This is a genomic window from Streptomyces sp. WZ.A104, assembly GCF_002382885.1.
Taxonomy (GTDB): domain Bacteria; phylum Actinomycetota; class Actinomycetes; order Streptomycetales; family Streptomycetaceae; genus Streptomyces.
Genome location: NZ_NWVL01000022.1, coordinates 24785 through 51766, shown reverse-complemented (window position 1 = coordinate 51766; position 26982 = coordinate 24785). Strand labels below are relative to the sequence as shown.

Sequence of the window (26982 nt, the reverse complement as noted above, 5' to 3'; positions counted from 1 at the left end):
GTCGTTTGACAATGCTTTCAAGCGATGCTGTCATCGTTGCTATCGACGAGTGCTGCCGGTGATGGCAATGGAGGGGACGTCATGCAGAGCAACGTAGAAGTGATCACGCCCGAGCTGGCCCGCGACTGGCTGCTTCTCAACACCAAGAACCGCCCGCTGAGCAAAGCGTTCGTCCAGCAGCTCACCCACCAGATCGAGCGCGGCGAGTGGCAGCTCACCCACCAGGGCATCGCCTTCGACGACCACGGCACACTGATCGACGGCCAGCACCGGTTGGAGGCGGTGGCGAAGGCGGGCGTCCCCGTGCAGTGCGTGGTGACACGCGGAGTGGCGCAGTCCGCGTTCACCGTGATGGACAACGGCCGCAAGCGCAGCGGGCGCGACGCGCTGGCCCTCGCGGGCGAGGAGCACAGTACCCACCTGGCGGCAGCCCTGCGCGGACTGCATCTCTATCTGACCGCCCCGGACTCCGCGTGGAGCGGGCAGAGCGCCGCCGTCAGTAACGATCTGCTGCTCACCGTCCTCGACCAGCACCCCGGTATGCGGGACGCTGTCCGGGCGGCGATCCCGATGAACAGGGCTTTCCGCATCACCGTGACGGCCGCCGCGGTCGGCTGGTACGCGACCACCGACGCCCGTCCCGAGCTCGATCAGCTCCCCTGGCACGAGGCCCTGGTCACCGGCGCGGGGCTGCGCATCGGTGACCCGCGGCTGACTCTACGCAATACGCTGCTGAACCTGGCGGCCGGCAAGACCCACCGCAGGCGCGACGACTCGCGGGAGCACCTGCTCTACTACCTCAAGTCCTGGAACGCCTGGGTCGAGGGCCGCGACATGAAGCTGCTCCGTCGTTCACCAGGCGAGACGATGCCACGCATCTCGCAGCACACGGCTCGTCCCCGATTCGCAGAAGGGGCCTGAAACATCCTGGAGAAGTTCGGCATCAGGGACAGTGGGGGGCAGCCGCCCAAATCAGCTCACGCGTCGTCGGACGGGACTTCGACTTCCGATTCACGTTGAGGCCGTGCACTTTGCGTATCGAAGTCACCGATGCTCGCGCAGGGTGCCGCGCGCTCCTCGCTAGCACCTCGCCCACCGGATGCCGAAGCGAGAGGAGGCCGAGGCGTAGCTGGTTCGCCGATCGCGTCACTGTGTCGGGCGTTGCCGCAAGCTGCCCTTACTGGAGCGACTCGAACTGTTCCTCCTCAGGCAAGGACTCCGTCAGGAGCTGCTGCCAGAGCTGCTCTGCAAGGTCAACAAGCGTTCCATCCTCGCCCAGCACACCCCACTGTTTTGGCCCCTGGACCGCGCTCCACGCCTCGCGCCACTCGGCCTGCTGCCAGATATGAGTGACCAGGCCGCTGGGCGAGTAACGGCTCCCGTCAGCCTCCCAGAGCAACGGCTTGCGCCGGTCGTTGACCCAGGTCGCGTAGGCCCGACGCGGGTCAGCGTTCAGCCAGTCCCCGATGGCCTGCTCCTCCGTCGCGCTGGGGTGGTACATCAGCCTGGTACCGGATGGAATACGGTCATGGTCGATCAGCAGGGTCACGGTATTGGGGCGCCTGGGCGGCTTCGAGTCGTCCCGCTGCTGGTACGCAGCGAGGTCTCCGGCATCCGTACCGTCGGAGAGCGCCTGAAGGACGGCGGCGACCAGTTTTCGGGAGCGTTCCTCGCTGGCGAAGGTGCTGGTGATGTAACTTCCGCCCCCAAAAAGGTGGTTCACCAGCGGGATAAGCTGGGCAAGCGTTGCGCCGACCCGCGCCGGTACGTCCTCCAGAGAGGACTCCCAACCTGAGTCTGGTTCGTCGATTCCCTCTGAGCCGACCTGCTGGGCGACCATGTGCGCCACCAGCAGAGCACCACTGTCAGCGATCGAACCCGCCCGTCCGGTGAGCGTGGAGCGGACCTCGTGCAAGGACTCCCGCACCCGCCGCATAAGTAGGACGCTACGCCAGATCTGATAAGCGCTGGGCCTGCGCCCGAACAGCCGGGTGTAGATGCCTCCAGGACCGTCCTCCCAGAGCGCGTCGGCTGAACCCTTCACCCGTACCGCCAGGGCCGGGTCTGGGTGAGCGCAGGCAAGGGCGGTGGCGGCCTCGCGGACCGAGCATCCGAACGCCGGCGACGGCTCAATCTCACCGCGCTTGAATACGTAGTCCTTGTCAAGAGAGAGTCGGAAGTCCTCACGGATCAGGCTCTGTACTGGCTTGATCGCGATGAAGTCCGACCGCTCCATGTGGTTCTGCGTGTTGGTCGCCTCGGTGATCTCGCCCGCGAACCCCTCCGGGGCACCGGAAACTGAGATGATCCGGACGGTGACGTACGCCTCTCCCACCGCTTCTTCGTTCTGCTGGAACGCCCGGTGGGCAGAACTGACGGTCTGCGCACCGTTGACGACGCTTGCGTTTTCGAGGACCAGCTTCACGGGCTCACTGGGTTTCTGCTTCGCGAAGAAATGCGGCTCGATCTTGTCGCACTGAACCGTGATGCCGTTATGGCGGTACCAGAAGCCCTGCGGATCCCGTATCAGACTCTCGACGAGCGTCTGGTTGACTCCGGTCAGGCCCAGCGATCTGCGGACGTTGCGGTCGTACAACCGCTCTCCGTTGTCGGCGTACCACTGAGCGAGTTCGTCGGCCGCCACCAGCCCCGAATATGCCTGAAATGGGGTTTCCCGGGAATGCCAGCCCTGCGTCATGGTGGCGGTGAGGGTGATCGGCTCTGGGGTGAGGTCCTCGCGGACGGCACGGTGGAAGTCCGTCTGGTTCAACACCCGGTGCTCGATGGAGCGCGTGTAGCCGCCGAACTCCTCAGCCGCTTCGACGAGTATGGCCTCGGTCTCCGTAGACAGGTGCCCCTCGCCCATGACAGCGATGACGAGGACCACCTTGCAGGTAGGCACGTCAAGCACTGACCGCACACGGTCAGCGAGACGGCGGAACCGTTCGTTGAACTGATCGAAGTCCCGGTTGTCGAGCTTCTTCAGGCCGTGCACCAGCTTGTGTGCGGCACTCGTGTCAAAGCCGGCCTTGCCTTTGTCGCTCCATTTGGCCTGGATCAGCCACAGTTCAGGAGCGGAGGCGGAGAAAGCGACGGCGTCGATACCGAAGTCGTCCCGGCCGTCGATCACCGACTCGGCAGCTTCCTCGGACGTACAGTCCGTGAGCATGCGAGCCGCCCTGGCGGACAACGCACGCGAGTTGAAGGCATTCTCACGTTCCAACGGCTGACGTTTCTCGTAGTCAGCGAGCGAGATCAGCGGATCGAACTCGCGCTTCAACGCATCGCGAACATGCCGGACTTCCAGCGGCATTGCCTGCCCGCTCTTGCTCATCCCTGCCCCCAGTCACGACCACGCGTTTGAACTTCTCTTATGCTACGAGAAGCGTGGGCCGGCGGGACTGAACGGATGAGTTGGCGTCACGGCTCGTACTGACGGCGAGACGCACCAGCCGCTCGTTTTCGACGCTCCCGGCAGGCGCCCCGCCGCTGGCAGTGACGCAGACCCCAGGAGGACAGCTTAGGCCCTTCGTGCACCGTCAAAGATGGCGGGCATGACTGATGAGGTCGGAACGAGGTCATCCCGGCCTCATCACTCACTTGTACTTTCGGGCTGAACTCCACCACATCAGCGACGTGGTGGAGTTCAGTTGTTGAAGCGGAATGTCTGAAGCCAGATCCTGACCTGCGGCGGAGCCCCTTCTGGGGCTCTGACCTGGGGTTTCCTCGTTGGCATGCGTTGGCTCCCGACAGCCGTTTACGGGTGTCCTGCGGACTGGCTGCGGACCGGGCGCACCCGCCGCTCGCCCGGCACAATGCTCAGATGCTCGATTTCGACCTCGCCACCTACGCCCTCGAGTGGCTTCGTGGCCATGCCGCGATCAACGCCAGCCACGGCGACCGGCTGCGTGCACTGGTCGGGAAGACACTGACACGTACCTGGCTGCTTTGGGACGTCGCGGACGACACATGGTTCGCCGACGGTCCTGTTCTGCTCGACTTCGACGGGGAGCAGGTCGAGATCCAGCACCAGAAGTTCGACGACATCTCGGTGGGCTGGAACTCCCTCACCCCCCACGGGTCCGCCCGTTGGCCTGGGTTCGACCTCTGTTGGCGCCACGATGCAGTGCCAGCCCTGACCTCTCTCCATGGCCAGGTGCTACAGGAGACCGAGCTCCTGGAATGGCAGGGCAACGACACGGCGCAAGGGATGGTGGCCATCGGGTTCGTCTTCCCGCACGGCCGGGTCACCGTCTTCAACGCGCTCGACGAGAACGGCCTGAGCTTCACGGCGCCCGAGCCCTTCTACGAGTGCCACCCCCTGGAGTAGCTAGCCTTGTACGCCCTCTGGATGCTGCGCTCACTCGCTTGATCGGCTATCGGCGGCACGCTCCCTGGAGACGTGACACGCCTCAGGACGGGTGATGGGTTGCCGTTCGGCTTGCCGCGCACAGCGGCCGAAGGCAGTGTCGTTGGTAACGGAATCAGCGTCGGTATTGGCACGCCGCCGTTGCCCATCAAGACTGCACATACCGAAGACCAGCGTTCCTATGGGGGTGTACCGATGAGCGACCTGCTGGACGCGGTGGACACGGCTCGCAACAACATCGAGCGCCTCACCGATCCAGGCGCACTACGCGACGCCACCGAGCAAGTGATCACTGTCGCGCGCCAGTGCGGCGCCCAAGCGGTCCTTGCCGCCAGCCCCGTTGCCGAGCGCCTAGTCGGCGCACTCCTGTCTTCGTGCAGCGACTTGGTCAGCTTGTCCTCGCAGACAGCCACAGCCTCACAGAACGTACTGATCGTGGACGTCAACCTTGCCAGCGGCACTTCGGTGGCACAGGCTGCCCGCCACGCCCGCAGCCACGGAGCACGACGCATCCATGCAGTCGTCCTCCATCAACTGACCGCGGTTGCAGCCCAGGCCGAGGACTGCGGCGTAGATGCGTTGGACGTCCTCGGAGAACGACCGCCGACCCGCTCGTCTTCTACGACAGATTCGGGTCTGTAGTAGATGCAGCGGGCAAGGCCGTGAGGGCCGCAGCAGCGGCCGCCGATCGCCTAGAGTCCAGCGCCTTACCACGTGCGAGCGCCTCCGCCTTGCTCAGGCCAAGCGCCTCGCCGACTTCCTTGCCGTTGCGGTACACAACCTGCTGGATCTTGTGATCACGGCACACGTACCCGAGAGCACCTTCGATCATGAGGCGATGGCGGGGTGCCGCCTTGCGGTTCCCGGCGGGGCTAACGTCCGCGACGCAGATCACTACGGCGTTGGGGTTCAAGGCCGAGAGCTTGCTGCTGAGCATGCGCCCCAGGTCTTCAACCTGGTCGATGACCTCCAACGCCGCCGTTCGAAGCTCACAAGCCTCCTGAATCTGGGGCTCGCCCTGCGACCCCCTGAGAACAACGCAGGTAACTACAGGGCCTCGCCCTGCCGCTGGAAAGCCCACACTGATCCCGAGTACCTCCATGCACAGCACTATAGAGTGACGGGCATGTCGGGAACGGTCATCGCCCAGGTCGGCAACCGCCAGGTCGGGAACCGCATCAGTGATCGCTACAAGGTGTTGGAACGCCTTGGGGGCGGGGCTGGTGGCCAGGTCTATCGGGTCGAGGACGAGCATCTGCGCACAGTGGTGGCGCTCAAGCTCTTCGAACCGCAGTCAGGTCAGCCAGCCACGTGGGACGAGGCCCAAGCGCTCAAGGAGCTGCAGAGCCAGTACCTCCTCCCCGTCTACAACGCCGACATCGCCAGCGGGACCGACATCCGCTACATCACGATGCCCGTCATGGACGGCGATCTTGAATCGGCTTCAGCACCGTTCGGCGTCGACATCGCTAAGGCGGTTCGCTGGGGCCAGCAACTCGGGCACGGACTTGAGCGCGTCCACGCCGCCGGCCTACTGCATCGCGACGTCAAACCAGGCAATGCGTTCGTCGACACCGGCAACAACGTCCTGCTGGGAGATCTTGGTTTTGCCGCGCGGATGGACGCTGACGGCTATACCGCCGCGAACGGAACATACGCCACCGTAGCTCCGGAAGTACTGAGTACAGGCAAATGCTCGGTGGCCTCAGACGTCTACTCGCTGGCTGCCACCATGTTCTACCTCCTGTCCGGGCAGTACCCGAACGGACCGAGACCCCTGGGACTAAGCGCCCGCAAGGATCGAATCCTCCACGGCCAGTTCGACAAACTGCGCGATGTCGCCCCGCATGTCTCCCAGGGCCTCGGCAGCGTTGTTGAACGAGGACTCTCCCTCGATCCAGTTGCTCGTCCCAACAGCGCGCAAGCTCTCGCAAACCAACTCGCTCAATGTTCACGCCCTCACAGATCTTGGCGCCGCGTCACACCCCACGACGGTCACGACCAGTGCTTTGAAGGGGGCGCCACCAATACGGCGAAGGCAGTCTCGGTCTGCGCGGTGCAGGACGCACGCGGCCGCTACAGCGTCGAGGTGCGCCACGAGACAGGCCGGCGGGCACGCCAGCACGAGAAGAGCGGCGTCCAACGAGACAGCCTTCCTGCCACATTGCGCACTGTGCTTCGCAACGTCTAGCACGGCGCCGAGGACCGCAGAATTCCGTACCGTGCTGTCCCGCCCACCCGCACGAGTGAGCGGGTTACTGGATGCCTCCCCGCCAAGCTACACACGCTTACGGGCGGAAGCAGTCACGGCCTCAGCAGCCGAAGCTGCGGGTCACAGCAAACGAGCCCCATCGATGCCGCGAGATCGGCGGCGTAGGCCGAAGCCTCCTCGGCCATGCTGTACCGCATCGGGAAGTAGATGAACGGCCCGGACGCCTCGCCGATCAACGGCCCCGTCGACCAAGGGGAGGTGTCCTCCTCGTCCTCCGTGAGATCCACCCACCGCGCCAAGAGCCCAGCAACGTACTCCGCGATACGCGGTGAGTGTGGAAACTCTTCCTCCGTGTCGATGTAGCGGTCGTACATCTGCGCGAGGACCTCGCCCGCGATCACATCGTCAGTGGGCTTGCTGCCTTCCCACACCGCCAGGTCGTAACTCATGGCCGAACTGTGCCACGCCCTACTGACAGCACCCGCTGGCGTCGACCAGCAGGCCAGCCGCACCAGACGTCCGACGGCGCTGTTACGTTCCGTCCCATGACCGCATCAGACGACCTGCTCCGCCGGGCCTTCCCTTGCCACCGCGCTCGCCCGGCCTGGCGATTTCGACGTCGAGCGCCGGGATCCCGTTGAGGACCTTGCCCTTCCCACCGGGATCCCCCTACACCCGATAGCCGGCTGCGGAGCCGGCGGCACATACTTCCTGTGCGGGGAAGCCAGGGCCGAGGAAAGGCCCGTCCTGTACGCCGACTCGGAGGGCCAGGCCACTCTGATCGGCGCCGACCTCGTCGAGGCCATCACACTCATCGTGGTGCTGCCCTTCTGGCGCGACCTGGCGAAGGGCTTCACGATCAGCGAGCTGGGGGCGGACATCCGCGCCCACCGCCCCGACTTCAACACCAAGCGCGATCGCCTCCTGCACGCCCTCGGACTCGCCCCTGCCTCCGAGGAAGATGCCGCCTCTCGGCTCTTGGCCGTCGCCGCACGCACGACCCCGGACTACGTACCGCTCGTTCCGGACGACAACCACCTGCCGTACGAACCTCTCTTCGAGGACTGCGACAGTTAGCGGAACGCAGCCCCGTGTTCCGCATGACGCCCTCTGGCCTTGGAATGCGCTCCTCGCTCGGCCCAGACACGGGGCGGCGCTCGAAGGAAACAAGGCCAAGGTCCCAGGCTCGCTGGCAGACCGGACCGCCAGAGGACCGAGATGCCTGCGCCGCGGTCAGTTGGCGTGCCAAACTGAGCGCATGGCCGAACTCGACTCACAGCCCAAGTCTATTCAGTCCATCTACGCCTGGTATAGCGAGGACAAGATTTGGGTCAATCGCCGATATCAGCGGAAGCTCGTATGGACCCTAGAAGAGAAACAGCGGCTGATTGAGTCTGTGCTCAAGAGGTATCCGATCCCCGCTATCTTGCTGGCCGAGCGGGAAGGCGGGGAGTACGAGGTAATCGACGGACTGCAGCGGCTTCACACCATCGTCTCTTTCATCGAAACAGGATTCTCGACGATCGATGACAGGTATTTCGATGTCGCCCAGTTCGTTACAGCAAAGACGCGCGCTTCGGAAGAGAAGGTATTCTCCGTAACGGACGGTACCACCCTCTCAGCTCGCGAGGTGGGGACGCTCCTCGACTATTCGCTTGCGATCTCGGTCATGCGTGGCGCCACGGATGACGAAATCGACGATGTGTTCGCACGCATCAATACTTACGGACACCAGCTGAGCGATCAGGAACGCAGGCAGTCGGGAGTGCGGGATGAATTTTCGGCGCTTGTGCGTGAACTCTCTTGCGACATCCGCGGAGACGCTTCGAGCGACATCCTCAGCCTAGACAAGATGCCGTCCATCAGTATTGATCTACCCAAGACAAAGCATGGGTATGAGGTTGCAGCCGAAGATGTCTTCTGGGTTGAGCAGGGAATCCTGCGATCCACCGACCTTCGAGACTCGATGGACGAACAATGCGTTGCAGATATCGCGGCCTCCATCATTGGCGGCAGTCTCGTTGAGAGATCCAAGGTCGCACTCGACGAGATCTACCAGACGGGATCGGAGGATAACCAGCGAATCATCCGGGCGCTGGACAGCTACGGGGCCGACAGGTACGCGGCAGAATTCAAGCTGTGCATCGACGAGATTGACGCAGTCTGCACCGAGGGAAGCGATCAGAAGCTGCGGGGGATCATTTTCTCCAAGAAGAACACGAACCCCTTCCCCGCAGTATTCGCCGTGCTCTTTGTCGCATTTCACGAACTTCTCATCGGCGAGAACAAGAAAATCGCGAGCTACAAGGGGGTAAAATCTGCCATCACGGACCTCGATAGGCGCATCGAAACAAGCCGCGCCTCGACATCCCCCGACGAACGCCGTAGAAACGTGGACACCATCAAGGGTCTAATTCGCCCTCATTTCATCGATAGCGAGCCTCGGGATATATACGGCGATCACACGACGACGGACATCGATGCTGCGATCAGGCGCTCAGAAATCGAGGCACCACACTACGAACTGAAGCAAGGGATGCTTCGGCTCTACGGTGACCGTGAAATCGACCAGACCGTATTCGATAAGGTAATTCGCACAATCTGCGCCATCGCCAATAACGGCAAGGACCGGGCCGGAACGATCCTCATTGGTGTCGCAGATAAAGAGGCCGACGCGAAGAGGGTACATTCGCTCGACGGCGTGGAAGGCCGCAAGGTAGGCCACCGCATCGTTGTCGGAGTACACAGGGAAGCGAAGGTGCTCGGCGAGACGCCAGAAAGATACTTCGGCCGCTGGAAAGACGCTATTCGCTCCTCAGGGCTATCCCAGGGCCTTAGAGGATGTCTCACGTGGCACACGGCTGATGCGGCATCATGATCGGTCGTGAGCGCTGACTTGTCTCAGCGGCTGGTGCCTGACGAACTGTGGGAACTGGTCGCCCCGTTGCTGCCGCCGTTCGCCGCTCGTCCACAGGGTGGCGGGACCGCGCCGTGTGACGAACGGGCCGTATTCACGGCAGTGGTGTACGTGCTGACCAGCGGTTGTGCCTGGCGGTATCTACCGCCGACGTTCGGGACGTCCCCAGCGACGGCGCATCGCCGGTTCACGGTATGGACCGAGGCGGGCCTGTGGCGTCGGCTGCACCGGGCGGTCCTGGACGAACTCGGCGCCAGGGGCGAGGTGGACTGGACGTCGGCGATCATCGACGCGGCGTCCGTCCGCGCGAAAAGGGGGGCTCGCTGACCGGGCCTAACCCGGTCGATCGCGGCAAGAAGGGCAGCAAGCTGCACGTCCTGTCCGACGCCCAGGGCATCCCGTTGGCCCTCGCGGTGTCCGGGGCGAACCTGCACGACAGCCAGGCATTGAAGCCGCTGATCCTCGCAATACCCGCCATACGCTCCCGGCGCGGACCACGCCGACGGCGGCCGGTCAAGGTCCGCGCGGACAAGGCGTACTACTCCGCCGATCACCTGGCCTGGCTCCGCGGCCGGGGCCTGATCCCGCGGATAGCCCGACCGGGCATCGAGTCCGGCGAGCGGCTCGGCCGCCATCGCTGGAAGATCGAGCGATCGATCTCCTGGCTGTTCGGCTACCGCCGGCTCACCGTCCGATACGAACGTACGAGCAGTCACTTCCTGGCCTTCCTCGGCCTCGCCGCGGCCCTGACCTGCTACAGGAAACTCGCAAAACTCGCCACGTGAGACATCCTCTTAAGGACAGCGTTCTCGCCAGCTTGTCTCATTCCGATTACTACGGACTCGGTGTGATCGTTATCCGAATTCCCGAGCAGCAGGAGGTATCCCTCCTCGACGGCAAGATGTTCATCAGGGAGGGCGACGACACTGCAGAGGTGACCGAGGTCTCTAGGATGCTTGAAATCGGCAAGCGATTCACCGCAGGGTAGCTACACCATGCGCAAGCGTAGAAGCAGAATTTAAGCGGGGGGGCAACTAGGCTAACCTCGCCGGGCGTCGCCCTCTGTGTTCCAGCCCCGTAACCGACGCTGGAACACAGAGGGACACTCAAGGAGCCGCTCCTGCTGGCGCGGGCAAAAAATCCTGAGACCCTGGGTCAAAGGTGAATCAGCGTAATTCTCATGCTGGCGCCCAGCCGTCCAAGGAAACCTCGGAGCCGTTGTTAATGTACTGGTGGAGTGCGCTGGCGGTGGTGTCCACGAAGTTCTCGGGAATGGCGTCGGCGTCGACCCAGCGGACCTGGGAGTGCTTGCGGGGTTCGCGGTTTTCGGGTTCGCCAGTCCATTCGTGGGCGGCGAAGACGACCGTGAGGAAGCCGTTGGGGGCTTCGACACCCCAGGCGCCGTGGATGATGTGGGCGACCTTGAGGGACTCGGGCTTCACCGTGAGGCCGGTCTCCTCGTAGAGCTCACGGACCGCGGTTTCGGTGATGGGCTCGCCCGGCTCGCTCTTGCCGACGGGGAGGTCCCACATGCCCTGGGCGAACTTGGCGTTTTCGCTGCGCTGGAGGAGGACGACGCGGTTGGTCGCCTTGTCGTGGACGATGACGGCGGCGACCAGCAGGGTCATCGATTCGAGCGCCGGCTTGAGGGCCTTCGGCTGGTCGTCGGTCTGCTGGGTCACAGTGTTCCCTTCGTCGAGCGGGTTGTTGGGCATGTTAGGCGAGGGCCTCGCGGGCGCGGCGGGCCAGATCGGCGGCACCGGGAACGCGGCGGCGCTGGTAGACCGCGAGCGTGGAGCGGATTGAGGTGATCGCCTTGCGGGTGCGGTCGGAGGTCATGCCCTCCATCAGGACGAGGGCCTGTGTCCATGCGGCGACCGCTTCGTCGGCTCGGGCCTGGGCGGCGAGGCTGTCGCCGAGGTCGGCGTGGGTAAGGGCGTGGACGCGCTTGTACTTCTCCGGGTCCCAGCGGGTGAGGGCGTCGCGGTGCTGATGCTCGGTACCGATGTGGTCGGCGAGATCGGTCAGGGTGCGTGCGGTATGGCTGGCCACGGTGCCGGCGGCGGGGCCGCTCACGCGGGAGTAGCTGGGCTGGGGACCATCGTCTCGTAGGAGGGCGTCCTCGGCAGCGAGCAGGGCGCGCGCGGCCAAGGGGTGCCCATCGACGGCTGCGTAGGCGCGGGCGTGGGTGATGTGGAGGAGAGCCTCGGTCTGGCCGTCGACGTGGCCGAGACCTGTGCGGAGCGCGCCTTCGACGAGGTCGACGCAATGGTGGGGCTGCTTGAGGCTGAGGGCCTGGTGGGCGAGGGCACGCATCATCCAGGCGGCGTGGCCGTGGGGGTCGGCTTCGCAGGCGAGCTTGTAGCCGACCTGGTAGTAGCGCTGGGCGGCGCCTTCTTGGCCGAGGTCGTGGTGCTTCCACCCTGCGAGGTAGGCGAGTTCGGCGACGGCGCCGAAGGCGGCCCGGCGTAAGGCTTCGCTGGGGAAGCGTCCGCGCAGCATGGGGGCGGCGGTGTCGGCGAGGTACGCGGTGACGGTGGTCAGGCCATGGCCGCCGCCGAGGCGCTCGTCGGCGGCGCTGAAGGCCGCGGTGATCTGCCGTACGACGTCCACATCCTCCGTCCCGACCATGGACGTGCCGGTGCGGGCGCGGAGCATGCGGGCAGTGGCGTCGTGGTCGTATCCGAGCGGCATGGCGACGCCGGCGGTGGTGAAGGCCGCGATGGCGAGGAAGCGGCGGCGCTCGACGTCGGCCCGGCCCAGGTCGGTGGCGGCGAGGACAGGGTCGGATTCCGCCGACGCTTCGTCATCGCTGGTCTGGAGGCTGATCTCGGTCTGGGTCACCGTGCGCCCCGCTCGGCGGGACAGCGCCTCGGCCAGGTACTGACCTACCCGGCCCGACGGGGCGCGGGTGCCGTTCACCCAGTGCGAGATGGCCGACTTGTTGGTCTGGAGGATCTCGCCGTTCTCGGCCGCGATGCGCCGCACGTCTCGGGCGAGGGCCTCGTAGGTGCAGCCGACCGCCGCGATGACGTCGCGCAGACGGGAGTTGGGAACTCTCGGCGCCGCCACGATCGCCTCCACTCCGGAGCTGTAAACCGCGTATACCGCTTCAACTGCCTTCCACCGTACCCACTGAGCGTGACCACCGGTTCACTTATCAGCAGCCGCCCGGAACGGCACGACCGTGATCCAGGCTCCCCCTTGGTCCGGGCGGCACCCCGAAGTTCCGTACGCCCACACCGGGCTCGGGCATTCCTGTGCCCGAGCCCGGCCAATCAGAGACGGAGACACGGTGACCACCATCGACACCACGGCCATCACGGTCGAGCTGCCCGAGGCGTTCGACCCGCGCTGGAGCCGCCTGCCCGGCATTCAGGTCGACGGCCGGCGCATCACGATCGACCCGGCCGAGTACTTCTTCCGCTTCGAGTCGAGCACCTGGCTCGTCGCCGACTGGGAGCTGGTCAAGGCCCAGCTCCTGGAGGCGGACGAGACGACCGAGAGCGCGGTCGAGCAGCTCGCGCTCGACTTCATCAAGCAGCACGGTGAGTCGACCTCCGACGCAGCCCGCGTCGTGGCCACCGCGTACGAGGTGTACGCGTACCTCTTCCGCGACGAGCACCTGGCCGGCCTCGGCCTGCCGCAGATCACCGCCGACCACCTGCGGATGCTCCGCGAGGCGGCTACGCTTATGGCGCTCAACAAGGTCGAGCTGGACGGGTACATTTCTAACGTCGGCCCGTGCTGGTTCTTCCCCGCCGCCACCTCCGTCGTCTTCGACCTGGACGACGAGACGGGCGGGATGCTCGACGAGGTCTACCACGGCGGCTGGTTCAACGAGCACCGCCGGATCGAGTCCATCAAGGCCCACGCCGCCCTCGGCGGCCGGCTCGTGCACGGCTGCCAGTCCGTGCCGGACCAGTCCGGCGGCGTCGTCGCGCCCTACGGTGCCTCGATGGCGAACTTCCGCGACGACCTCGCCGCGTTCAAGGCGGGCTGGATCGAGCAGGTCTACGCCCACCGCGTGAACCCCGCCGCGTAACCCATCCGATCAGGCTTCCGGGGCGGGCCGGCATCCCTCGCCCGCCCCGGACGCCACCGTCCCCCGGAGCCCTCACGTGACCACGAATCCCAGCACCGAACTCCTCGACAACCTGCTCACCGCGACCGGCCAGACCACCGCCGCACGGGAGGAGGTACGCGTGTGGTCCATGTCCGGCGTCGAGCGCGTGGCCTTCCCCGACGGCTCCACGGCCATCTTCAAGTACGCCAAGAAGCCCTTCGACAGCGAGGACCAGGCCCTCCGCCTGGCCCACACCCTCGGCGTACCCGTCCCCCAGGTCCACGCCTCCGCCGTCCTGGACGGCTGGCTCGGCATGCTCATGGAGGACCTCGGACCGTCCGTCCGCGAGGCCGACGACCTCGACGGCGTCGCCGCGGCCGTGATCCTGCACGGCACCCGTACGGCTCCGCCCTTGCCCGTTCTCGGCCAGGAGCGGCTGCGGACGCTCCCGGCCCGGGCGCTGGAGCACCTCGAACGGCTGCGCAAGGCCGACCGGTGGCAGGATGCCGACGACGTCGAGGACGCGCTCGACCGGATCGCCCAGGCCGCCGAGGCTCGCTCGGCCGGAGCGACGCTGGAGCCGTTCGGCTGGGTGCACTCCGAGTTCCACCCCACCAGCCTCCACATCGGCGAGCGCGGCTGGCGGCTGCTCGACTTCGCCCGCACCTTCACCGGCCCCGGCCTGCTCGACCTCGCCAGCTGGCACGGCACCATCGAGCCCCCGCACCCCGTGCGCCTGCGCGTCTTCCTGGAGCAGTACGTCACCGCCGGCGGCACCCCCGACGCCCTCGCCCCGCGCGGAGGGCTCACCGCCGAGAACTGGGCCCTGGGCTGGCACCGCATGTGGGCCGTCGAGTGGTTCATGGAGCAGTCCATCCGCTGGATCGACGCCCCGGCCACCGACCCCGCCTACACCAAGGCCGTCCGCCGCCACCTCACCGACGTCCTCCACCTCCTGGAGATCTGACGTGCTCGCCCAGGCATCCCCCTGGCACGCCCACGCCGCCCAGCGCACCGCCGCCGGCCTCGCCGAACCCCTCTCCGTACCCGCACGGATGGAATGGACCACGAGACCCGGCCAGGGGCCCGGAGCTGACGTCCTCGGCCCCGACCTGCGCGGCAAGCGACTCCTGGAACTCGGCTGCGGCCCCGGCCACAACGCCGCCCACCTCGCCACCCGCCACGGAGCCCACGTCACCGGCGTCGACCTGGTCGGCCTCCAGGTCCGCCGCGCCCGCTCCCACTACGGACGGCTGAACAACCTCACCTTCGTCGCCGGCCACGCCCTGCACTACCTGCACACCTCCGACGAGCAGTTCGACGCGATCTACTCCGTCTTCGGAGCCATCGGTCTCGTCGCCCCCGAGCTCCTGCTCCCGGTCATTGCCCAGCGCCTCACGCCCGGCCGGGTGCTCGCCTTCTCCGTCCCGCACCCGCAGCGTGGCGGCCGAAGCCCCTCCGGCGACGACCGGCCCCGCCGCGACTTCGTCACCCTGCCCGACCGCACTCGGCTCCCCATCACCCGATGGGAGTTCGATACCGACCGTTGGGAGAGGCACCTCAGCCGGGCGGGCTTCTGGCTCACTTCGGCCCAGGAGTTCCACGACCCCCGCATGGGCCACTGGCCCACCACCCTGCTGATCCGCGCCCGCAAGCTCTGACCAGCCATTCGCCCCGGCTTACCTTGGAGGAACCGATGCGCCCGCCCTATCTGCTCCTCGACATCGACGGCGTCCTCATACCCTTTCCCAACGCCGACGGCTCGACCCCGGCCACCCACGCCCGCCACGACGTCGTCCCCGCCGGCCGCAGCGCCGACAACCCGATCACCGTCTGGCTCAACCCCAACCACGGCCGCCTGCTCATGAACGTCATCCGCACCGGCCTGGTCACCCCGATCTGGTGCACCAGCTGGCGCCAGGACGCCACCACCCTCATCGGCCCGCTCCTTGGCCTTCCAACCCTGCCGTACGTCGATCTTCCGCGTCCGCAGATCACCACCAGCCACCCCAACGGCTACCTGTGGAAGCGCGACCACGTCGACGCCTGGCTCGGCGACGCCCCCGCCGTCTGGATCGACGACGACTTCACCGGTCTCGACCACGCCTGGGCGGAGGAGCGCACCGCCCGCGGAACGGCGACCCTCCTCGTACAGCCCGACCCACACCTCGGGCTTCAGCCCGACCACCTGACCGAGGTGACGAAGTGGGTCGCGCAGGTACCCACAGTCCGAGCCGCCTGACGACTGATGCCCTCGCTGCTACGGGCAGCGAGGGCATCAGGGTGCGTTGTTGGGTCTGACTACCGGGGTGCCTTTGGAGTCGGGATCCAACTCAGGCGGTGCCGACTGCCCTGCCGGACCTACGGATCGGCTGGCCGAGAAGCTTCTCTACCTCCGCGGATGCGGCGTCGAGGAGTTCCTGACCGAACAGACAGAGGGACTCTTCCCAGGGGTGCCCAAAACTGCCTATACGGAAGTCTTCCGAGAGGCAGATGTAGTAATCCCCGTCGGGGTACGGACTCAAAGGCCATGCCGGCTGCCCAGGGTCACCGACGCCCTGCGGTGCGAAGCGATACGACGTGTGCTGCCAGTCGAGCGCGAGCAGCGTTCCGCTCGGGCCAATGCAGGAAGTCAGCCCCTGCTCGACCACCTCGACCAGGCGGTCCAAACGCTCGTATTCAGGGTCGTCGTCAAGCGCGGCAAGGCTCCAGGTAACCGATGCGACGGGCTCCTTGATGGCTGGCCACTTGAAAGAACTCGTACTCGGCTGGAACTTGAACTCGTCGTAGAAGCGGTCCCAAACGCGTCGATACTCGGCCTCAAGCAGCTCGACCACGGGACTCTCCATCATGGCCCGATCCTATCGAGTCGCCCGTGTGAGGATCGGAGATAGATCCTTTACGAAACCTCGAACCCCCTCCACTCCGGCCATCAAGGCATTCCGTGAGAGGTGGGGCACGGCCTGATAGCCTGCGATCTTCGCCGGTCACCCGGTCGGAGTCCCCCGGCAGGTCTTCATGTCTTGCTCTGAGCAGCTCATGACAGCTCTCGATGCCCTGGACCACACCTTCGCCTCAGAAGATCCCTTCCTCGTCACAGGGTGCACGTACTGCTACGTCGAGAAAGACTTCGCCGAACTCTCCGGGCCACTGCACCTCATAGCCGACGACCTTGTCTCCTCCGTTGCCGCAGAGGTACCTGATCATTGGGGAGACTTCCCTCGTCTCTATCGCCGCCTCGTCCCGCGCATCATTCGCCCACTCGTCACTGGCCAGCTCCACGTCGACGAGGAGCTCATCGCCTCCCGCCTGGTTCAGGCGGGCTGGACTACCTGGGACTTGCCCCTGACCGAGGCCCTACGGGACGTCTGGTCCGCTTGGTGGCAGAGCACGCTGCATACCCACCCCAGCCCCGTGCCCGTCAGGGATTCCCTCAGCCTCATCACCGTGGCCACCAACAGCATGCGTCCTTGGCTGGACACATGGACCGCGACCAATACCCCAGCCGCCGACGCGCACTTGGCAGACCTCGTTAACGACGTGATGTTCGAGTTCGAGATCACCGACTTGCGCATGGGCTTCTACGATGAGTACGACGCCGCTGCCGAGCTGCTGGGCTGGCTTCTCACCGAAGTGCGCGATCGTGTCGTCGACACACGTCTCGACGACCCCTTCCTCTCTGAGCACCTTCAGGCAACCGCTCAGCGCTCCAGCTGATCTGGTACGCCATCCGGACTGAACTGAAAGCCCCGTCTCCGCAGGGTTGGGCGTTCCCCGAGGAAGCACTTGCGATGTTCCCTCGGGGAACATGTCGCACCAGGGGGCTGTGTCGGCCTTCGCCTGCTGGACCCTTCGTCGGGAATCTGGCTGGGAGAAACCGGGTCAGCGGTGCCGACTACGCTCTTCGGGCCTCGTAGCCACTGGCGTGGCCGGAGGATGCGGCGTGGCAGACCTGGCCGATGTGCGGCTGATGGTGCTTCGGCTGCGAGCGGCTTGCGTCCGCCTGTTCGGCTGAGCGGTGATGCGCCAGTTGAGGACCTCGGCGGGGCGCTCCGCGCTGTCGAGTTCCCGCTGGGCGCCCACCTTTGCCAGAAGACGTCGGGGATTGTGGCCGGCGGTCTCGGCGTGGGCGAGGGTGGTGGTCAGGGCGGTCCAAGTGGGGTCGGCGAGGATCCGGTCGGCGTGGTTGGGGAGGGCCGCGCGCACGTCTTGCTCGTAGCGGCGGGCGGTTGCGGCTCGTGGTGCGCGACGGGTCAGGTCAGCCAGGACGGGTGCGGCGACCTGTTGGTAGCCCGCCTGGAGGTGGCGGAGGGCTTCCTCGGCCGCAGCGGCCTGCTGTTCGTGGCCGCGCTGCTCGTGCCACGTGGCGGCGGCGCGGGCCAGGTGCACGGTGGCGAAGAGTAGGGCGATGGCGAATCCGCCCGGCTCGCCGGAGGCGTAGGCGAGTTCCTTGGCGGCCTTGCGCAGGGCGGTGGCGGCCTGGTGGTCGGCGCGGGTGGCGGAGCGGCGGGCGCGGTTGAACGCCATGGCTGCCGACCGCAGTTCCGCCCTGTGTGGGCCGGTCGTGGCGCTGGCGATGTTGTACAGGGCGTCGCCGAAGGCGGCCAGGTGGCCCTGGGCGGCGGCATCGTCATCGGAGTCGAGGACAGTGCGGGCCGCGTGGATGGCGGTGGTGGTGTGGCGCCATGGGTCGGCGGGGTCCACCACATGCCGGGGGCGGTCGGCCAACTTCTGGTCGGGAAGGCGTTCGCGTAGGCGGTTGATGGAGAGGTCGGGGGCGAGTTTGGAGCCGCCGTACCAGACGGGTTCGCCAGCCGCGTTGGTGTCGCCAGGTGCGGCGAGGCTGTAGCCGATCACGTCGCCGGTCTCGGGGCCGAGGCGCGTCTTGACCTTGATGCCGAGGGACTGCAGCACGGTGAAGTAGTCGGCTTCGGTCCGTACGGCGGCAGCGACCGCGTACGCCTGCTCGCGCAGCCACTGCCGTGCCGTGACCGTCTGGCCCTGGCGTTCCGCCTTGGCGCGTTCAGCGCCGGTGGGAGTGCGGGGCGCGGTGAGGTCGCCGGACTTCAGGCGGCGTAGGCCGAACTCGGCTTCAATCTTGCGGCACTCGGCTTGGGCGCGCTGTCCGTCGCGGTTGGTGCGCGGGCGGCGCCCGTCGGCGCGGACGGTGGTGGCCATGATGTGGATGTGGTCGTCGGCGTGGCGCACGGCGATCCATCGGCATGCCTTATCGTCGCCTTCGGGGGCGATGCCGGTGGCGTGGACGATGCGGCGGGCGACCTCGGCCCACTCGGCGTCGGTGAGGTAGCGGTCGCCGGGCGCGGTACGGACCGGGCAGTGCCAGACGTGCTGAGGTGGTTTCCTGCCGCCCAGCTCGCGGGTGCGCAGGTCGACGTGGTGGTCGAGGCGCTTGGCGAGCTGGGAGTAGGTGGCTGCCGGGTCACGGCCCGGGTCCGGGGCGCCGGCCATGTCCCAGGCGGCGACGATGTGAGGGTCGGTGTGTTCGTCGCGGCGGCCGGGGCCGAAGAGGTAGACGATCAGTCCGCGGGAGTCGGAGCCGGTGGAGACGTCAGGAACCATGCGCGGTGCCTTCCGCCAGAAGCTGGTCGATCAGTCGGTAGCTGCTCTCGGCTGCTTGCTCGACGCGGTCCAGCACCGCCTCGGCACGATCGGGCACTGTTCCTCGGTGGATGGCTGCGCTGATCTGGTTGAGGTTGCCGCCGATGCGGTTCAGCGCGACCGTCTGCGCCTCGACGGCCTCGATCAGCGGGCGGACCGGGTCGTCCTCCGGGCTACCGACCAGCCCCGCCTTGCCCAGGGCGACGGCCAAGGCGGCGTCCCCGACGAATCCGGCGAACTTCTGACCGCGCTGGTGAGCGGCAGCGCTGATCACACGGACGGCAGTCCGTGTGAAGCGGATGGTCTTCTCCTGGTCGCGCTTCTCCACGGTGCGCTTGCGGTTCATCAGCGCGGGCAGGACGGGGGCGTCGAGATCCCGCCAGGAGGGCTGCTCGACAGGCGGCGGGATATCGGTCTGCGGCTGAGTGCTCGGGGCGACGGAGTTGGCTGCGGGCAGGCAGCTGGTCTCGGCTGTGCCCTTCTCCGGCTCGGGCGCCCCCTGGCGCTCGGCCTTCTCCTCCGCCACCCCCGGGGCGGGGGCAAGCGCGGACGAAGCATCGTTAGAGGCTCGTTCGCTCCAGCTTGCTGCTGATCGGCGGGTCAGGCCGAAGAATCCCTTGCGGCGGCGGGTGGGGGAGTTGTCAGTGCTCGTGTCGGGCATGGTGGCGCTCCGGTGGTCGTGTGCGGTGGGGCTTCGTCACGTCCGTTGCAACCGTCCCGTAGCTGGTCAGGACAGGTACGGAGAAGGTCGAAGGTACGGAGTGATCCGTATCGGCAAGGAACTCCGTCCCCGCGCTGACCTGCGCGGGGACGGATGCGACGGATTGATACGGAGCTGGTGTCAGCGAGTGGGCCTGGGGCCTGCAGGCCCGCCGGGAGGACCGATGGGCAACGTCCCCGACGGAGGGGCCGGCGGCTTGCCCTGGGGTCGACGTGCGAGCGCGGCCTCGCCGGTTGCGGGTGCCGGTGGGGCGGGGTCGGGGCAGTAGCGGGCCCAGACGTCGACGAACTGGTTGCGGGCGTACGCCTTCGCCTGCCTGCCGTTCTCGAAGCGGTGGTTGGCCGGGCTGACGCCGAAGTCGCGCAGCAGGTTGGCCAGGTGGTAGGCGTTCAGACCCTTCGTCCCGTACTCGGCCCACGGCGCCTCTGCGTCCTGGATGAGGGCGGCGAGCAGGTCGTGGCTGCGCAGTGCCTCCACGTCGCCGTGTTGCTCAAAGACACGGCGGATGTCCCGGAGCAACCGGGTCTTCAACGTCGTCTGCTCGTCCTGGACCAGCTCGGTGCGGGTCATCGACAGGCAGGCGGCGCGGGCCAGGGCGGGCCAGTGGCCGCCGGCCAGGTCGGCGACGATGACCAGCGGCTCCCAGGTGTCCGCGGCTCGGTCTTCGACCGGCATCCGTGGCACCAGCCGGTGCGCTGCCCCGCGCAGTGGGGTCAGCCACGCGGCCAGTCGGTCGCGCAGCGCGTTCAGTTCCGGGACGGAGTGCCGGGAGCGGAAGGGAGTGACCTTCTCGCCGGGCTTGCGCTTCTGCATGCGGAGCAAGACGGCGCGGTCCATGATCGTGTCCGGCAGGTCGCCGATGCCTGCCAGCGCCGCCATGGCGAAGGTCGGGAACGCGGTCGGCTTGTGCTCCGGGCCGGAGATCCGCCAGGCGGGGCGGTTGCGCTGGTGTCCGGCGTTCAGCAGGCCGCGCAGGTCCTCCTTGTCGCCGGCCTTGGGGCCGAAGATGGTGTCGGCCTCGTCCACCAGCAGTGTCGGCGGGTCCTCGCCGATGATCCGGAAGACCACCGCCGACGAGGTGTTCACCGTCATCATCGGCCGGGACACGGTCTCGTGGAGCACGTCCAGGACACGGGACTTGCCGCAGCCCTTGGTCGGCCCCACCACCGCCAGACGCGGAGCGTGCTGGAGGGCGGGCTGGATGTGGGAGGCCGCCACCCACAGGGTGACCGCGGTCAGGGCCTCCTCGCTCGGCAACACCACGTAGCGGCCGATCGCGGCGCGCAGCTCGTCCAGTACGACGGTCCCGTCCTGGTCCCGGTCCGCCGAGAAGCCAGCACGCTCGCGCTCCTCGGTCCCCGGTCCGGGTTCGGGGACCGTCCCCGGAGCACCGTGGTGACTCTGGTCAACCCGGACCGACGGTCCGGGTTCCCCGGCCGACCGACCAGAACTCTCCGTCCGGTCCTCGGCTTCCGGACCGGGTGCATGGTCCGGGTTCCCGATCCGGTCTGTCAGGCCGCTGAGCTGCGCGTTCTCCGCCGGTCCGGGTTCCTGGTCCGGGTTGCCCGGAACTTCGGTCCGGGTTTCGGTCGCGGACCGGTCCGGTCCCGGACCGACCGGACCAGCGGCACGGTCCGGTCGGTCGCCGGTCCCCGGAAAGGCGGGCCTGCCGTCCGCTCGATCTTGACCGAGCCACGGGATGCCCTGGCCGGGGACCGCAGCGATCGGCCAGACGACCTTGTGGGATGTGTTCGAGGTGGAGGGGGACGTAGAGTCCTCCATCGACGTTCCTTTCAGGTGAGGGGCGGGACGGGCAAGGTCCCGCCCCTCACCGGTTCGTTCGTTCAGGGATGGGCGACGTGCAGGGGAATCTCCGGCCCTCGGCGTTGGCGCGCCGGGGGCCGTTGCTGTGTCCGGGGCTGTCGGCGGCTCATGAGGCCAGGCCCCACTCGTCTCGGCCGTCGATCAGCGTGCGCTCGTAGCGCAGCAGCTCGGCCTCGGGGTAGAGCACCCTCTTGCCGACCTTGATGCCACGCGGCCCCTTTCCGATGTGGCGCCAGTAGCGGACGGTGCTCTCGGCAGTGCGGTAGCGCTCGGCGACCTCGGCGGTGGTCAGGTATCGCATGCATTCCCATTCGGCTAGGCAGCGATTCGATCTGCATAAAGTTGTACCCCAGGATCGGCGGTTACCCAAATCGAGAAGTCCATGTTTCAATTGGGATAGCGACGGTGACGATGGAGGCGTGATGGCAGGCGACAGGCCCGAGGGCGGCGAGGTGCCGCTGCTCTACAGCGAGGGAAACGTGGCCGCGCGCGTGGCCCTGGAGCGCGAAGTCAGAGGGTGGAGCACGACCGAGCTGGCGGAGCGGGTGACCAGAGCCGGCGTCAAGATGAACCAGACTGCGGTCTGGCGCATCGAGAACGGCACGCCCCGCCGCCGCATCAACCTCGACGAGGCCCTCGCCTTCTCCCGCGTCTTCGAGCTCCCCCTCGAAGAGCTGATGTCCCCGCCTCTGGAGGGGCTCGACATCGACGGCCGGCGCCTCGTCCAAGAGGCCGTCGAAGCGTTCTACGAGGCCCGAGACGCGCGCGACCGTCTCCATCACGCCGTGGTCGCCATCGCCGACCACATCAAGGCCCATCCCGACAGCTCGCGGGCCATCCACGAGCAGTGCCTCCGCCTCATGGGCGACGAGCGGGACGCTCGCACTCTCAGCAGCGACATCGAGGACGGTGGCCACTACTGACAACCGACACGAAGGAGAAGCCACTTGGCCAACATCCAGAAGCGCCCCAACGGCAAATGGCGAGCCCGCTACCGCGACCTCGACGGCAAGGAGCACGCCCGCCACTTCGACCGCAAGATCGACGCCCAGCGATGGATCGACGAGGTCACGGCCAGCCTGGTCACCGGCCAGTACGTCGACCCGCGGTCGGCGAAGAAGCCCTTCAAGGAGTACGCGGAGGAATGGCGGGCCATCCAGCCGCACCGGCCTTCCACTGCCAAGGCGGTGGCACAGCACCTGCGCTGCTACGTCTACCCGGCCTGGGAGAAGCGGGCGCTCGGCGCAATCAAGCCCGGCGATGTACAGAGCTGGATCACCAGCCTGACCACCACGCACGGGCTGGCCGCCAGCACCTCACGGACGGTCTTCAACACGGTCAACGCCGTCTTCCGGGCGGCCGTCCGTGACCGGATGATCCCTCACAACCCGTGTGCCGAGGCGAAGCTGCCCTCAGTGCCCCGGAAGAAGGTCGTGCCGCTGGCCGTCGAGCAGGTACGGACGCTGTCCGAGGAGATTCCCGCCCGCTACAAGGGCCTCGTGCTGCTCGGCGCGGCCACCGGACTCCGCCCCGGTGAGCTGTTCGGCCTTCAGGCGCGTCACCTCGACCTGCTGCATGCCACAGTCTCGGTCGAGCAGCAGATCCAGCAGACCGCCAAGCACGGCGTGTACGTCTGCCCGCCCAAGACCGCTCGCTCGCATCGCACAGTCCCGCTCCCCCGCATGGCGGTGGATGCGATGAAGGCCCACCTGCGGGACTTCCCCGCCGATGGGCCCGAGGGCTGGATCTTCACGGCGCCGCAAGGCGGGCCCGTGGTCTACACGCACTTCATGGACGGAACCTGGCGGCCCGCCTGCGCCAAGGCTGGCATACCGAAGGGCACCGGACCCCACGCCCTCCGGCACCACTACGCCAGCCTGCTGATCAAACACGGCGAGTCCGTGAAGACGGTCTCCGAGCGTCTCGGCCACACCAACGCGGCCATGACGCTGAACATCTACACCCATCTGTGGCCGGACTCCGAGGAGCGGACCCGGGCCGCCGTCGACAAGGCGTACGCGGACCAGTCCGCCGATGCCCGGCCACAGGTCGACGAAGCGGCGTAGCCGCTCCCCCGCGCGCTGACCGAAGTCAGCGCGCTGCGGACTCCGTGCGGACCGGAAAGGCCGGCCAACCCGCTCCGTCGCAGGTCAGACGGCCTTTCGCCGAACGTATTAGACGTTGAAGCGGAACTCCACCACGTCCCCGTCCTGCATGACGTAGTCCTTGCCCTCCATGCGGGCCTTGCCCTTGGCACGGGCCTCGGTGACCGAGCCGGTTTCCACCAGGTCATCGAAGGAGACGATCTCCGCCTTGATGAAGCCCTTCTGGAAGTCGGTGTGGATCACACCGGCCGCCTCCGGGGCCGTGGCGCCCTTCTTGATGGTCCAGGCCCGGGCTTCCTTGGGGCCTGCCGTGAGGTAGGTCTGGAGGCCCAGGGTCTCGAAGCCGACGCGGCCGAGGGTGGCGAGGCCGGGTTCTTCCTGGCCCATGGACTGGAGCAGTTCGAGGGCCTCGTCGTCGTCCAGTTCGATCAGCTCGGACTCGATCTTGGCGTTCAGGAAGATCGCCTCGGCGGGGGCGACCAGGGCGCGCTGTTCGTTCTTGAAGTCCTCGTCGACCAGCTCGTCCTCGTCGACGTTGAAGACGTAGAGGAAAGGCTTGGTGGTGAGCAGGTGCAGCTCGTGGAGGAGCTTGCCCTTCTCGGTGCCCGCCGAGATGCCTGCGGCGAACAGGGTCTGGCCGGTCTCCAGGATCTTCTTCGCCTCCTCGACCGCGGCGAGGACCGCGACCTTCTCCTTCTGGAGGCGGGACTCCTTCGTCAGGCGCGGGACGGCCTTCTCGACGGACTGGAGGTCGGCGAGGATCAGCTCGGTGTTGATCGTCTCGATGTCGTCCTTCGGCGAGACCTTGCCGTCGACGTGGACGACGTTCTCGTCCTTGAAGGCCCGGATGACCTGGCAGATCGCGTCGGACTCGCGGATGTTCGCGAGGAACTTGTTGCCCAGGCCCTCGCCCTCCGAGGCGCCCCGGACGATGCCCGCGATGTCGACGAAGTCGACCGTCGCCGGGAGGAGCCGCTGGGAACCGAAGATCTCCGCGAGCTTGTTCAGGCGCGGGTCCGGGACTCCGACCACGCCGACGTTCGGCTCGATCGTGGCGAACGGGTAGTTGGCCGCCAGCACGTCGTTCTTGGTCAGGGCGTTGAACAGGGTCGACTTGCCGACATTCGGCAGACCGACGATTCCGATCGTGAGCGACACTTTGGCGACTTCCTGGAGTGAGGAGGGGGTCAGGGGCGTCCGGGTCCGGCTCGGCCGTTCGGGCCGGGTCCCGGAGTGGACCGATTCCCCAGTTTACGGGCCTCCCCCGCGGGCCCGAACAGTGCGGCTTTCCGGCCCCTCCCGCCGGTCCGAACAGTGCGGCCTTCCGGCCCCTCCCGCCGGTCCGAACAGTGCGGCTTTCGGCCGTGTGACATCGAACGCAACCCCAAGGTCGGCCAAAGCGCGTGTCCATCGCCTGATTCCCCCCGTCCCGCGACCTACGTTGGGCAGGTGGAGCAGCACAGGACACGTCCCCCGCAGCGCCGGCCGTCCCCGCGGGCCGCGACCGCCCCGCCCGCGCCCGGTGCGTCCGCGCCGCCTCCGCCGGGTGGTTCCTTCGGTGAGAGTTCCGCCGTCTACCGGGTGCTGGGCAGGCCCGGAGGGCGGGCACGTGCCGTGCCGCCCGTGGTCCTCGCGCTGCGGCGGTTCCCCAATCCCCGGCTCACCGGGATCGGTGCCGGACTGTTCGCCGCCCTCACCATGTTCGTGCTCGCCTGTATCGACCGGTTGCTCTTCGGCGGCTCCGAGCTTGTGTACGGACTCCTCTTCCTGCCCGTGAGCGCGCTGACCGCGCTCTGGGTCAGGCCCGCCGACCTGGTCACCGCCCCGATCAGCGTGCCCATCGCCTTCGCCGTCGGCATCTTCCCGATCTCCGGGGGCTCCGACGGCTTCGGCGGGCAGGCCATGGGCCTGGTGACCGCCCTCGCCGTCCACGCCGGCTGGCTGTACGGAGGAACCCTCGTCGCGGGCCTCATCGCCTCCGTACGCAAGGTGCGGCAGATGCGTGCCCGGCGGCGGTATCTGCTCTCCCAGAGGTGGGGCGGCGAGCCGGGGAGAGCTCCCCGTGCTGCCTCTGCCGGCGCCGGTACGGCCGCCACCGCGGCTGCCACCGCTGGTGCGGTCGGTGGTGCTCGTGCCGGTGCCTCCAAGCCCGTACGCGCCGGGGCGGGGCCGACCTCACGCCGTTCCCAGCGGGGCTGACTGCGGTGTCCGCGCGGCTCTGAGACCCAAGTGGTCCCTGCCTCAGGTCCCTGTCCGAGGTCCCTGCCTCAGGTCCCTGCCTCGTTGTCCGTGCGGCGGCGTTGTCCGTGCGGCGGCTCCGGGGTTCCCACGTGACCATCTCCGTACGGTCCGAGGGGCCCTGCCGCGGCCCCTCACCTGCCTCAGGGCCGCCCGTGCGCCGTGCCCGCCGCCGCCATCGCCGCTCCCACGATCCCCGCGTTGTTCTGCAGCTGCGCCGGCACCATCTCCGCCCGCACCTTCTCGATCAGCGGCAGGAACTTCTCCGCCTTGCGGCTCACGCCGCCGCCGATGATGAACAGCTCGGGCGAGAACAGCATCTCCACATGGCGCAGGTACTTCTGGACCCGGTGCGCCCAGTGCTGCCAGCTCAGGTCCTCGTCCTCCTTGGCCTTCGTGGAGGCGTGCTTCTCCGCGTCGTGGCCGTTCAGCTCCAGGTGGCCCAGTTCGGTGTTGGGGACGAGGGCGCCGTCGGTGAAGACCGCGCTGCCGATGCCCGTGCCGAACGTCAGCACGATGACCGTGCCCTTACGGCCCTTGCCCGCGCCGAAGGTCATCTCGGCGACCCCGGCCGCGTCCGCGTCGTTCAGGATCGTGACGGGCTGCCCGATGCGCTCGCCCAGCAGCGTGCGGGCGTCCGTGTCGATCCAGCCCTTGTCGACATTGGCCGCGGTGCGGGTGACCCCGTCCGTGACCACCCCCGGGAACGTGATGCCGATGGGGCCCGACCAGTCGAAGTGACCGACCACCTCGGCCACGCAGTCGGCCACGCCCTTGGGCGTGGCCGGGTGCGGTGTCAGCACTTTGTGGCGTTCCCGCGCCAAGTCTCCGCGGTCCAGGTCCACGGGAGCGCCCTTGATCCCGGATCCGCCGATGTCCACGCCGAAGATCTCCATGGAATCCACCGTACG

28 protein-coding genes are annotated in these 26982 nt (G+C 67.3%); 16 read left to right on the top strand and 12 right to left on the bottom strand.

Features of this window, described 5'->3' with window-relative positions:
* Positions 1-81 precede the first annotated feature (81 nt).
* Positions 82-921, top strand: coding sequence for a hypothetical protein (locus tag CIB93_RS14445; protein WP_096627215.1), 840 nt, complete (start codon positions 82-84; stop codon positions 919-921).
* Between the two features lie 256 nt (positions 922-1177).
* Here the strand turns inward: CIB93_RS14445 and CIB93_RS14440 are convergent, their stop codons facing one another.
* The gene (locus CIB93_RS14440; protein ID WP_096627214.1) at positions 1178-3334 is read right to left on the bottom strand and encodes an AIPR family protein; all 2157 of its coding nucleotides are present in this window, start codon (positions 3332-3334) and stop codon (positions 1178-1180) included.
* Positions 3335-3823: 489 nt separating this feature from the next.
* On the opposite strand from CIB93_RS14440, the gene CIB93_RS14435 reads away from it, so the two are divergent.
* Together CIB93_RS14435 and CIB93_RS37470 are read left to right on the top strand one after the other, a co-directional pair.
* Complete coding sequence (locus CIB93_RS14435; protein WP_096627213.1) at positions 3824-4330, top strand: hypothetical protein; 507 nt, start codon at positions 3824-3826, stop codon at positions 4328-4330.
* Positions 4331-4402: 72 nt separating this feature from the next.
* The gene (locus CIB93_RS37470) at positions 4403-5011 is read left to right on the top strand and encodes a phosphoribosyltransferase (protein WP_141746022.1); all 609 of its coding nucleotides are present in this window, start codon (positions 4403-4405) and stop codon (positions 5009-5011) included.
* On the opposite strand, the gene CIB93_RS37920 is transcribed toward CIB93_RS37470, so the two are convergent.
* Positions 4989-5471, bottom strand: coding sequence for a hypothetical protein (locus tag CIB93_RS37920; protein WP_176735293.1), 483 nt, complete (start codon positions 5469-5471; stop codon positions 4989-4991). The two genes, CIB93_RS37470 and CIB93_RS37920, sit on opposite strands and share 23 nt — an antisense overlap.
* Positions 5472-5495: 24 nt before the next feature.
* Here CIB93_RS37920 and CIB93_RS14430 point away from each other — a divergent pair, with 24 nt between their 5' ends.
* Positions 5496-6560: a serine/threonine-protein kinase gene (locus CIB93_RS14430; RefSeq protein ID WP_179500105.1), complete on the top strand. Its 1065-nt coding sequence runs from the start codon at positions 5496-5498 to the stop codon at positions 6558-6560.
* Positions 6561-6673: 113 nt separating this feature from the next.
* Here the strand turns inward: CIB93_RS14430 and CIB93_RS14425 are convergent, their stop codons facing one another.
* Complete coding sequence (locus CIB93_RS14425; protein ID WP_096627211.1) at positions 6674-7030, bottom strand: hypothetical protein; 357 nt, start codon at positions 7028-7030, stop codon at positions 6674-6676.
* Positions 7031-7400: 370 nt separating this feature from the next.
* Here CIB93_RS14425 and CIB93_RS14420 point away from each other — a divergent pair, with 370 nt between their 5' ends.
* From CIB93_RS14420 to CIB93_RS37465, 4 genes are all read left to right on the top strand, one after another.
* Entirely contained in the window at positions 7401-7658 is a 258-nt protein-coding gene (locus CIB93_RS14420; protein ID WP_143660046.1) for a hypothetical protein, read from the top strand.
* Between the two features lie 181 nt (positions 7659-7839).
* A complete protein-coding gene (locus CIB93_RS14415) occupies positions 7840-9459 on the top strand; it encodes a DUF262 domain-containing protein (RefSeq protein WP_096627209.1) in 1620 nt (539 codons plus the stop codon).
* A 6-nt stretch (positions 9460-9465) separates the two neighbouring features.
* Positions 9466-10283, top strand: a protein-coding gene (locus tag CIB93_RS14410; RefSeq protein ID WP_373558750.1) for an IS5 family transposase whose coding sequence is annotated in 2 segments (ribosomal slippage) — positions 9466-9813 and positions 9816-10283 — 816 coding nt in all. Because the reading frame shifts where the segments join, the coding sequence is not laid out codon by codon here.
* Complete coding sequence (locus CIB93_RS37465; RefSeq protein ID WP_143660045.1) at positions 10280-10486, top strand: hypothetical protein; 207 nt, start codon at positions 10280-10282, stop codon at positions 10484-10486. The genes CIB93_RS14410 and CIB93_RS37465 overlap by 4 nt, the downstream gene beginning before the upstream one ends.
* Before the next feature lie 190 nt (positions 10487-10676).
* Here the strand turns inward: CIB93_RS37465 and CIB93_RS14405 are convergent, their stop codons facing one another.
* Together CIB93_RS14405 and CIB93_RS14400 are read right to left on the bottom strand one after the other, a co-directional pair.
* Positions 10677-11213 carry an NUDIX domain-containing protein gene (locus CIB93_RS14405; protein ID WP_069739098.1) on the bottom strand — a complete coding sequence of 179 codons (537 nt, stop codon included), beginning with the start codon at positions 11211-11213 and terminating at the stop codon, positions 10677-10679.
* Position 11214: 1 nt separating this feature from the next.
* Entirely contained in the window at positions 11215-12570 is a 1356-nt protein-coding gene (locus CIB93_RS14400) for a transcriptional regulator (RefSeq protein WP_096627252.1), read from the bottom strand.
* A gap of 223 nt (positions 12571-12793) precedes the next feature.
* On the opposite strand from CIB93_RS14400, the gene CIB93_RS14395 reads away from it, so the two are divergent.
* The 4 genes from CIB93_RS14395 (at position 12794) to CIB93_RS14380 (ending at position 15806) form a co-directional block, all read left to right on the top strand.
* On the top strand, positions 12794-13543 hold the full coding sequence (locus CIB93_RS14395; RefSeq protein WP_096627207.1) for a hypothetical protein: 750 nt from the start codon (positions 12794-12796) through the stop codon (positions 13541-13543).
* Between the two features lie 76 nt (positions 13544-13619).
* Positions 13620-14531, top strand: a complete 912-nt coding sequence (locus tag CIB93_RS14390) for a phosphotransferase family protein (RefSeq protein ID WP_069739100.1) — start codon at positions 13620-13622, stop codon at positions 14529-14531.
* A 1-nt stretch (position 14532) separates the two neighbouring features.
* Positions 14533-15225: a class I SAM-dependent methyltransferase gene (locus CIB93_RS14385; protein ID WP_096627206.1), complete on the top strand. Its 693-nt coding sequence runs from the start codon at positions 14533-14535 to the stop codon at positions 15223-15225.
* Between the two features lie 35 nt (positions 15226-15260).
* Positions 15261-15806, top strand: coding sequence for an HAD domain-containing protein (locus tag CIB93_RS14380; protein ID WP_069739102.1), 546 nt, complete (start codon positions 15261-15263; stop codon positions 15804-15806).
* Positions 15807-15897: 91 nt separating this feature from the next.
* Here CIB93_RS14380 and CIB93_RS14375 read toward each other — a convergent pair whose 3' ends face one another.
* Complete coding sequence (locus CIB93_RS14375) at positions 15898-16401, bottom strand: DUF2716 domain-containing protein (protein ID WP_256095017.1); 504 nt, start codon at positions 16399-16401, stop codon at positions 15898-15900.
* A gap of 181 nt (positions 16402-16582) precedes the next feature.
* On the opposite strand from CIB93_RS14375, the gene CIB93_RS14370 reads away from it, so the two are divergent.
* The gene (locus tag CIB93_RS14370) at positions 16583-17281 is read left to right on the top strand and encodes a hypothetical protein (protein ID WP_069739104.1); all 699 of its coding nucleotides are present in this window, start codon (positions 16583-16585) and stop codon (positions 17279-17281) included.
* A gap of 165 nt (positions 17282-17446) precedes the next feature.
* Here the strand turns inward: CIB93_RS14370 and CIB93_RS14365 are convergent, their stop codons facing one another.
* The 4 genes from CIB93_RS14365 to CIB93_RS14350 all read right to left on the bottom strand — a co-directional run bounded on the left by CIB93_RS14365 (position 17447) and on the right by CIB93_RS14350 (position 22029).
* On the bottom strand, positions 17447-19144 hold the full coding sequence (locus tag CIB93_RS14365; RefSeq protein ID WP_096627205.1) for a relaxase/mobilization nuclease domain-containing protein: 1698 nt from the start codon (positions 19142-19144) through the stop codon (positions 17447-17449).
* The gene (locus CIB93_RS14360; protein ID WP_096627204.1) at positions 19134-19709 is read right to left on the bottom strand and encodes a hypothetical protein; all 576 of its coding nucleotides are present in this window, start codon (positions 19707-19709) and stop codon (positions 19134-19136) included. The genes CIB93_RS14365 and CIB93_RS14360 overlap by 11 nt, the downstream gene beginning before the upstream one ends.
* A gap of 315 nt (positions 19710-20024) precedes the next feature.
* On the bottom strand, positions 20025-21419 hold the full coding sequence (locus CIB93_RS14355) for a DUF3631 domain-containing protein (protein ID WP_373558752.1): 1395 nt from the start codon (positions 21417-21419) through the stop codon (positions 20025-20027).
* Between the two features lie 415 nt (positions 21420-21834).
* Complete coding sequence (locus CIB93_RS14350) at positions 21835-22029, bottom strand: AlpA family transcriptional regulator (RefSeq protein ID WP_030808354.1); 195 nt, start codon at positions 22027-22029, stop codon at positions 21835-21837.
* Positions 22030-22150: 121 nt separating this feature from the next.
* On the opposite strand from CIB93_RS14350, the gene CIB93_RS14345 reads away from it, so the two are divergent.
* Together CIB93_RS14345 and CIB93_RS14340 are read left to right on the top strand one after the other, a co-directional pair.
* Positions 22151-22651, top strand: coding sequence for a helix-turn-helix transcriptional regulator (locus CIB93_RS14345; RefSeq protein WP_096627202.1), 501 nt, complete (start codon positions 22151-22153; stop codon positions 22649-22651).
* A gap of 24 nt (positions 22652-22675) precedes the next feature.
* Positions 22676-23794, top strand: a complete 1119-nt coding sequence (locus tag CIB93_RS14340; RefSeq protein WP_096627201.1) for a site-specific integrase — start codon at positions 22676-22678, stop codon at positions 23792-23794.
* A gap of 108 nt (positions 23795-23902) precedes the next feature.
* Here CIB93_RS14340 and ychF read toward each other — a convergent pair whose 3' ends face one another.
* Positions 23903-24991: a redox-regulated ATPase YchF gene (gene ychF, locus CIB93_RS14335; RefSeq protein ID WP_096627200.1), complete on the bottom strand. Its 1089-nt coding sequence runs from the start codon at positions 24989-24991 to the stop codon at positions 23903-23905.
* A 426-nt stretch (positions 24992-25417) separates the two neighbouring features.
* On the opposite strand from ychF, the gene CIB93_RS14330 reads away from it, so the two are divergent.
* On the top strand, positions 25418-26032 hold the full coding sequence (locus CIB93_RS14330) for a DUF6542 domain-containing protein (protein WP_096627251.1): 615 nt from the start codon (positions 25418-25420) through the stop codon (positions 26030-26032).
* 182 nt (positions 26033-26214) lie between these two features.
* Here CIB93_RS14330 and ppgK read toward each other — a convergent pair whose 3' ends face one another.
* The gene (gene ppgK / locus CIB93_RS14325; protein ID WP_096627199.1) at positions 26215-26967 is read right to left on the bottom strand and encodes a polyphosphate--glucose phosphotransferase; all 753 of its coding nucleotides are present in this window, start codon (positions 26965-26967) and stop codon (positions 26215-26217) included.
* Positions 26968-26982 lie beyond the last annotated feature (15 nt).

Bases quoted from the DNA above. Each gene is read 5' to 3' on its own strand.
- ppgK (WP_096627199.1), bottom strand. From the start codon at position 26,967: ATGGAGATCTTCGGCGTGGACATCGGCGGATCCGGGATCAAGGGCGCT.
- CIB93_RS14345 (WP_096627202.1), top strand. From the start codon at position 22,151: ATGGCAGGCGACAGGCCCGAGGGCGGCGAGGTGCCGCTGCTCTACAGC.
- CIB93_RS14365 (WP_096627205.1), bottom strand. From the start codon at position 19,144: ATGGTTCCTGACGTCTCCACCGGCTCCGACTCCCGCGGACTGATCGTC.
- CIB93_RS14415 (WP_096627209.1), top strand. From the start codon at position 7,840: ATGGCCGAACTCGACTCACAGCCCAAGTCTATTCAGTCCATCTACGCC.
- CIB93_RS14425 (WP_096627211.1), bottom strand. From the start codon at position 7,030: ATGAGTTACGACCTGGCGGTGTGGGAAGGCAGCAAGCCCACTGACGAT.
- CIB93_RS14350 (WP_030808354.1), bottom strand. From the start codon at position 22,029: ATGCGATACCTGACCACCGCCGAGGTCGCCGAGCGCTACCGCACTGCC.
- CIB93_RS37920 (WP_176735293.1), bottom strand. From the start codon at position 5,471: ATGGAGGTACTCGGGATCAGTGTGGGCTTTCCAGCGGCAGGGCGAGGC.
- CIB93_RS14435 (WP_096627213.1), top strand. From the start codon at position 3,824: ATGCTCGATTTCGACCTCGCCACCTACGCCCTCGAGTGGCTTCGTGGC.
- CIB93_RS14445 (WP_096627215.1), top strand. From the start codon at position 82: ATGCAGAGCAACGTAGAAGTGATCACGCCCGAGCTGGCCCGCGACTGG.
- CIB93_RS14405 (WP_069739098.1), bottom strand. From the start codon at position 11,213: ATGCCCAACAACCCGCTCGACGAAGGGAACACTGTGACCCAGCAGACC.
- CIB93_RS14380 (WP_069739102.1), top strand. From the start codon at position 15,261: ATGCGCCCGCCCTATCTGCTCCTCGACATCGACGGCGTCCTCATACCC.
- CIB93_RS14370 (WP_069739104.1), top strand. From the start codon at position 16,583: ATGTCTTGCTCTGAGCAGCTCATGACAGCTCTCGATGCCCTGGACCAC.
- CIB93_RS14430 (WP_179500105.1), top strand. From the start codon at position 5,496: ATGTCGGGAACGGTCATCGCCCAGGTCGGCAACCGCCAGGTCGGGAAC.
- CIB93_RS14440 (WP_096627214.1), bottom strand. From the start codon at position 3,334: ATGAGCAAGAGCGGGCAGGCAATGCCGCTGGAAGTCCGGCATGTTCGC.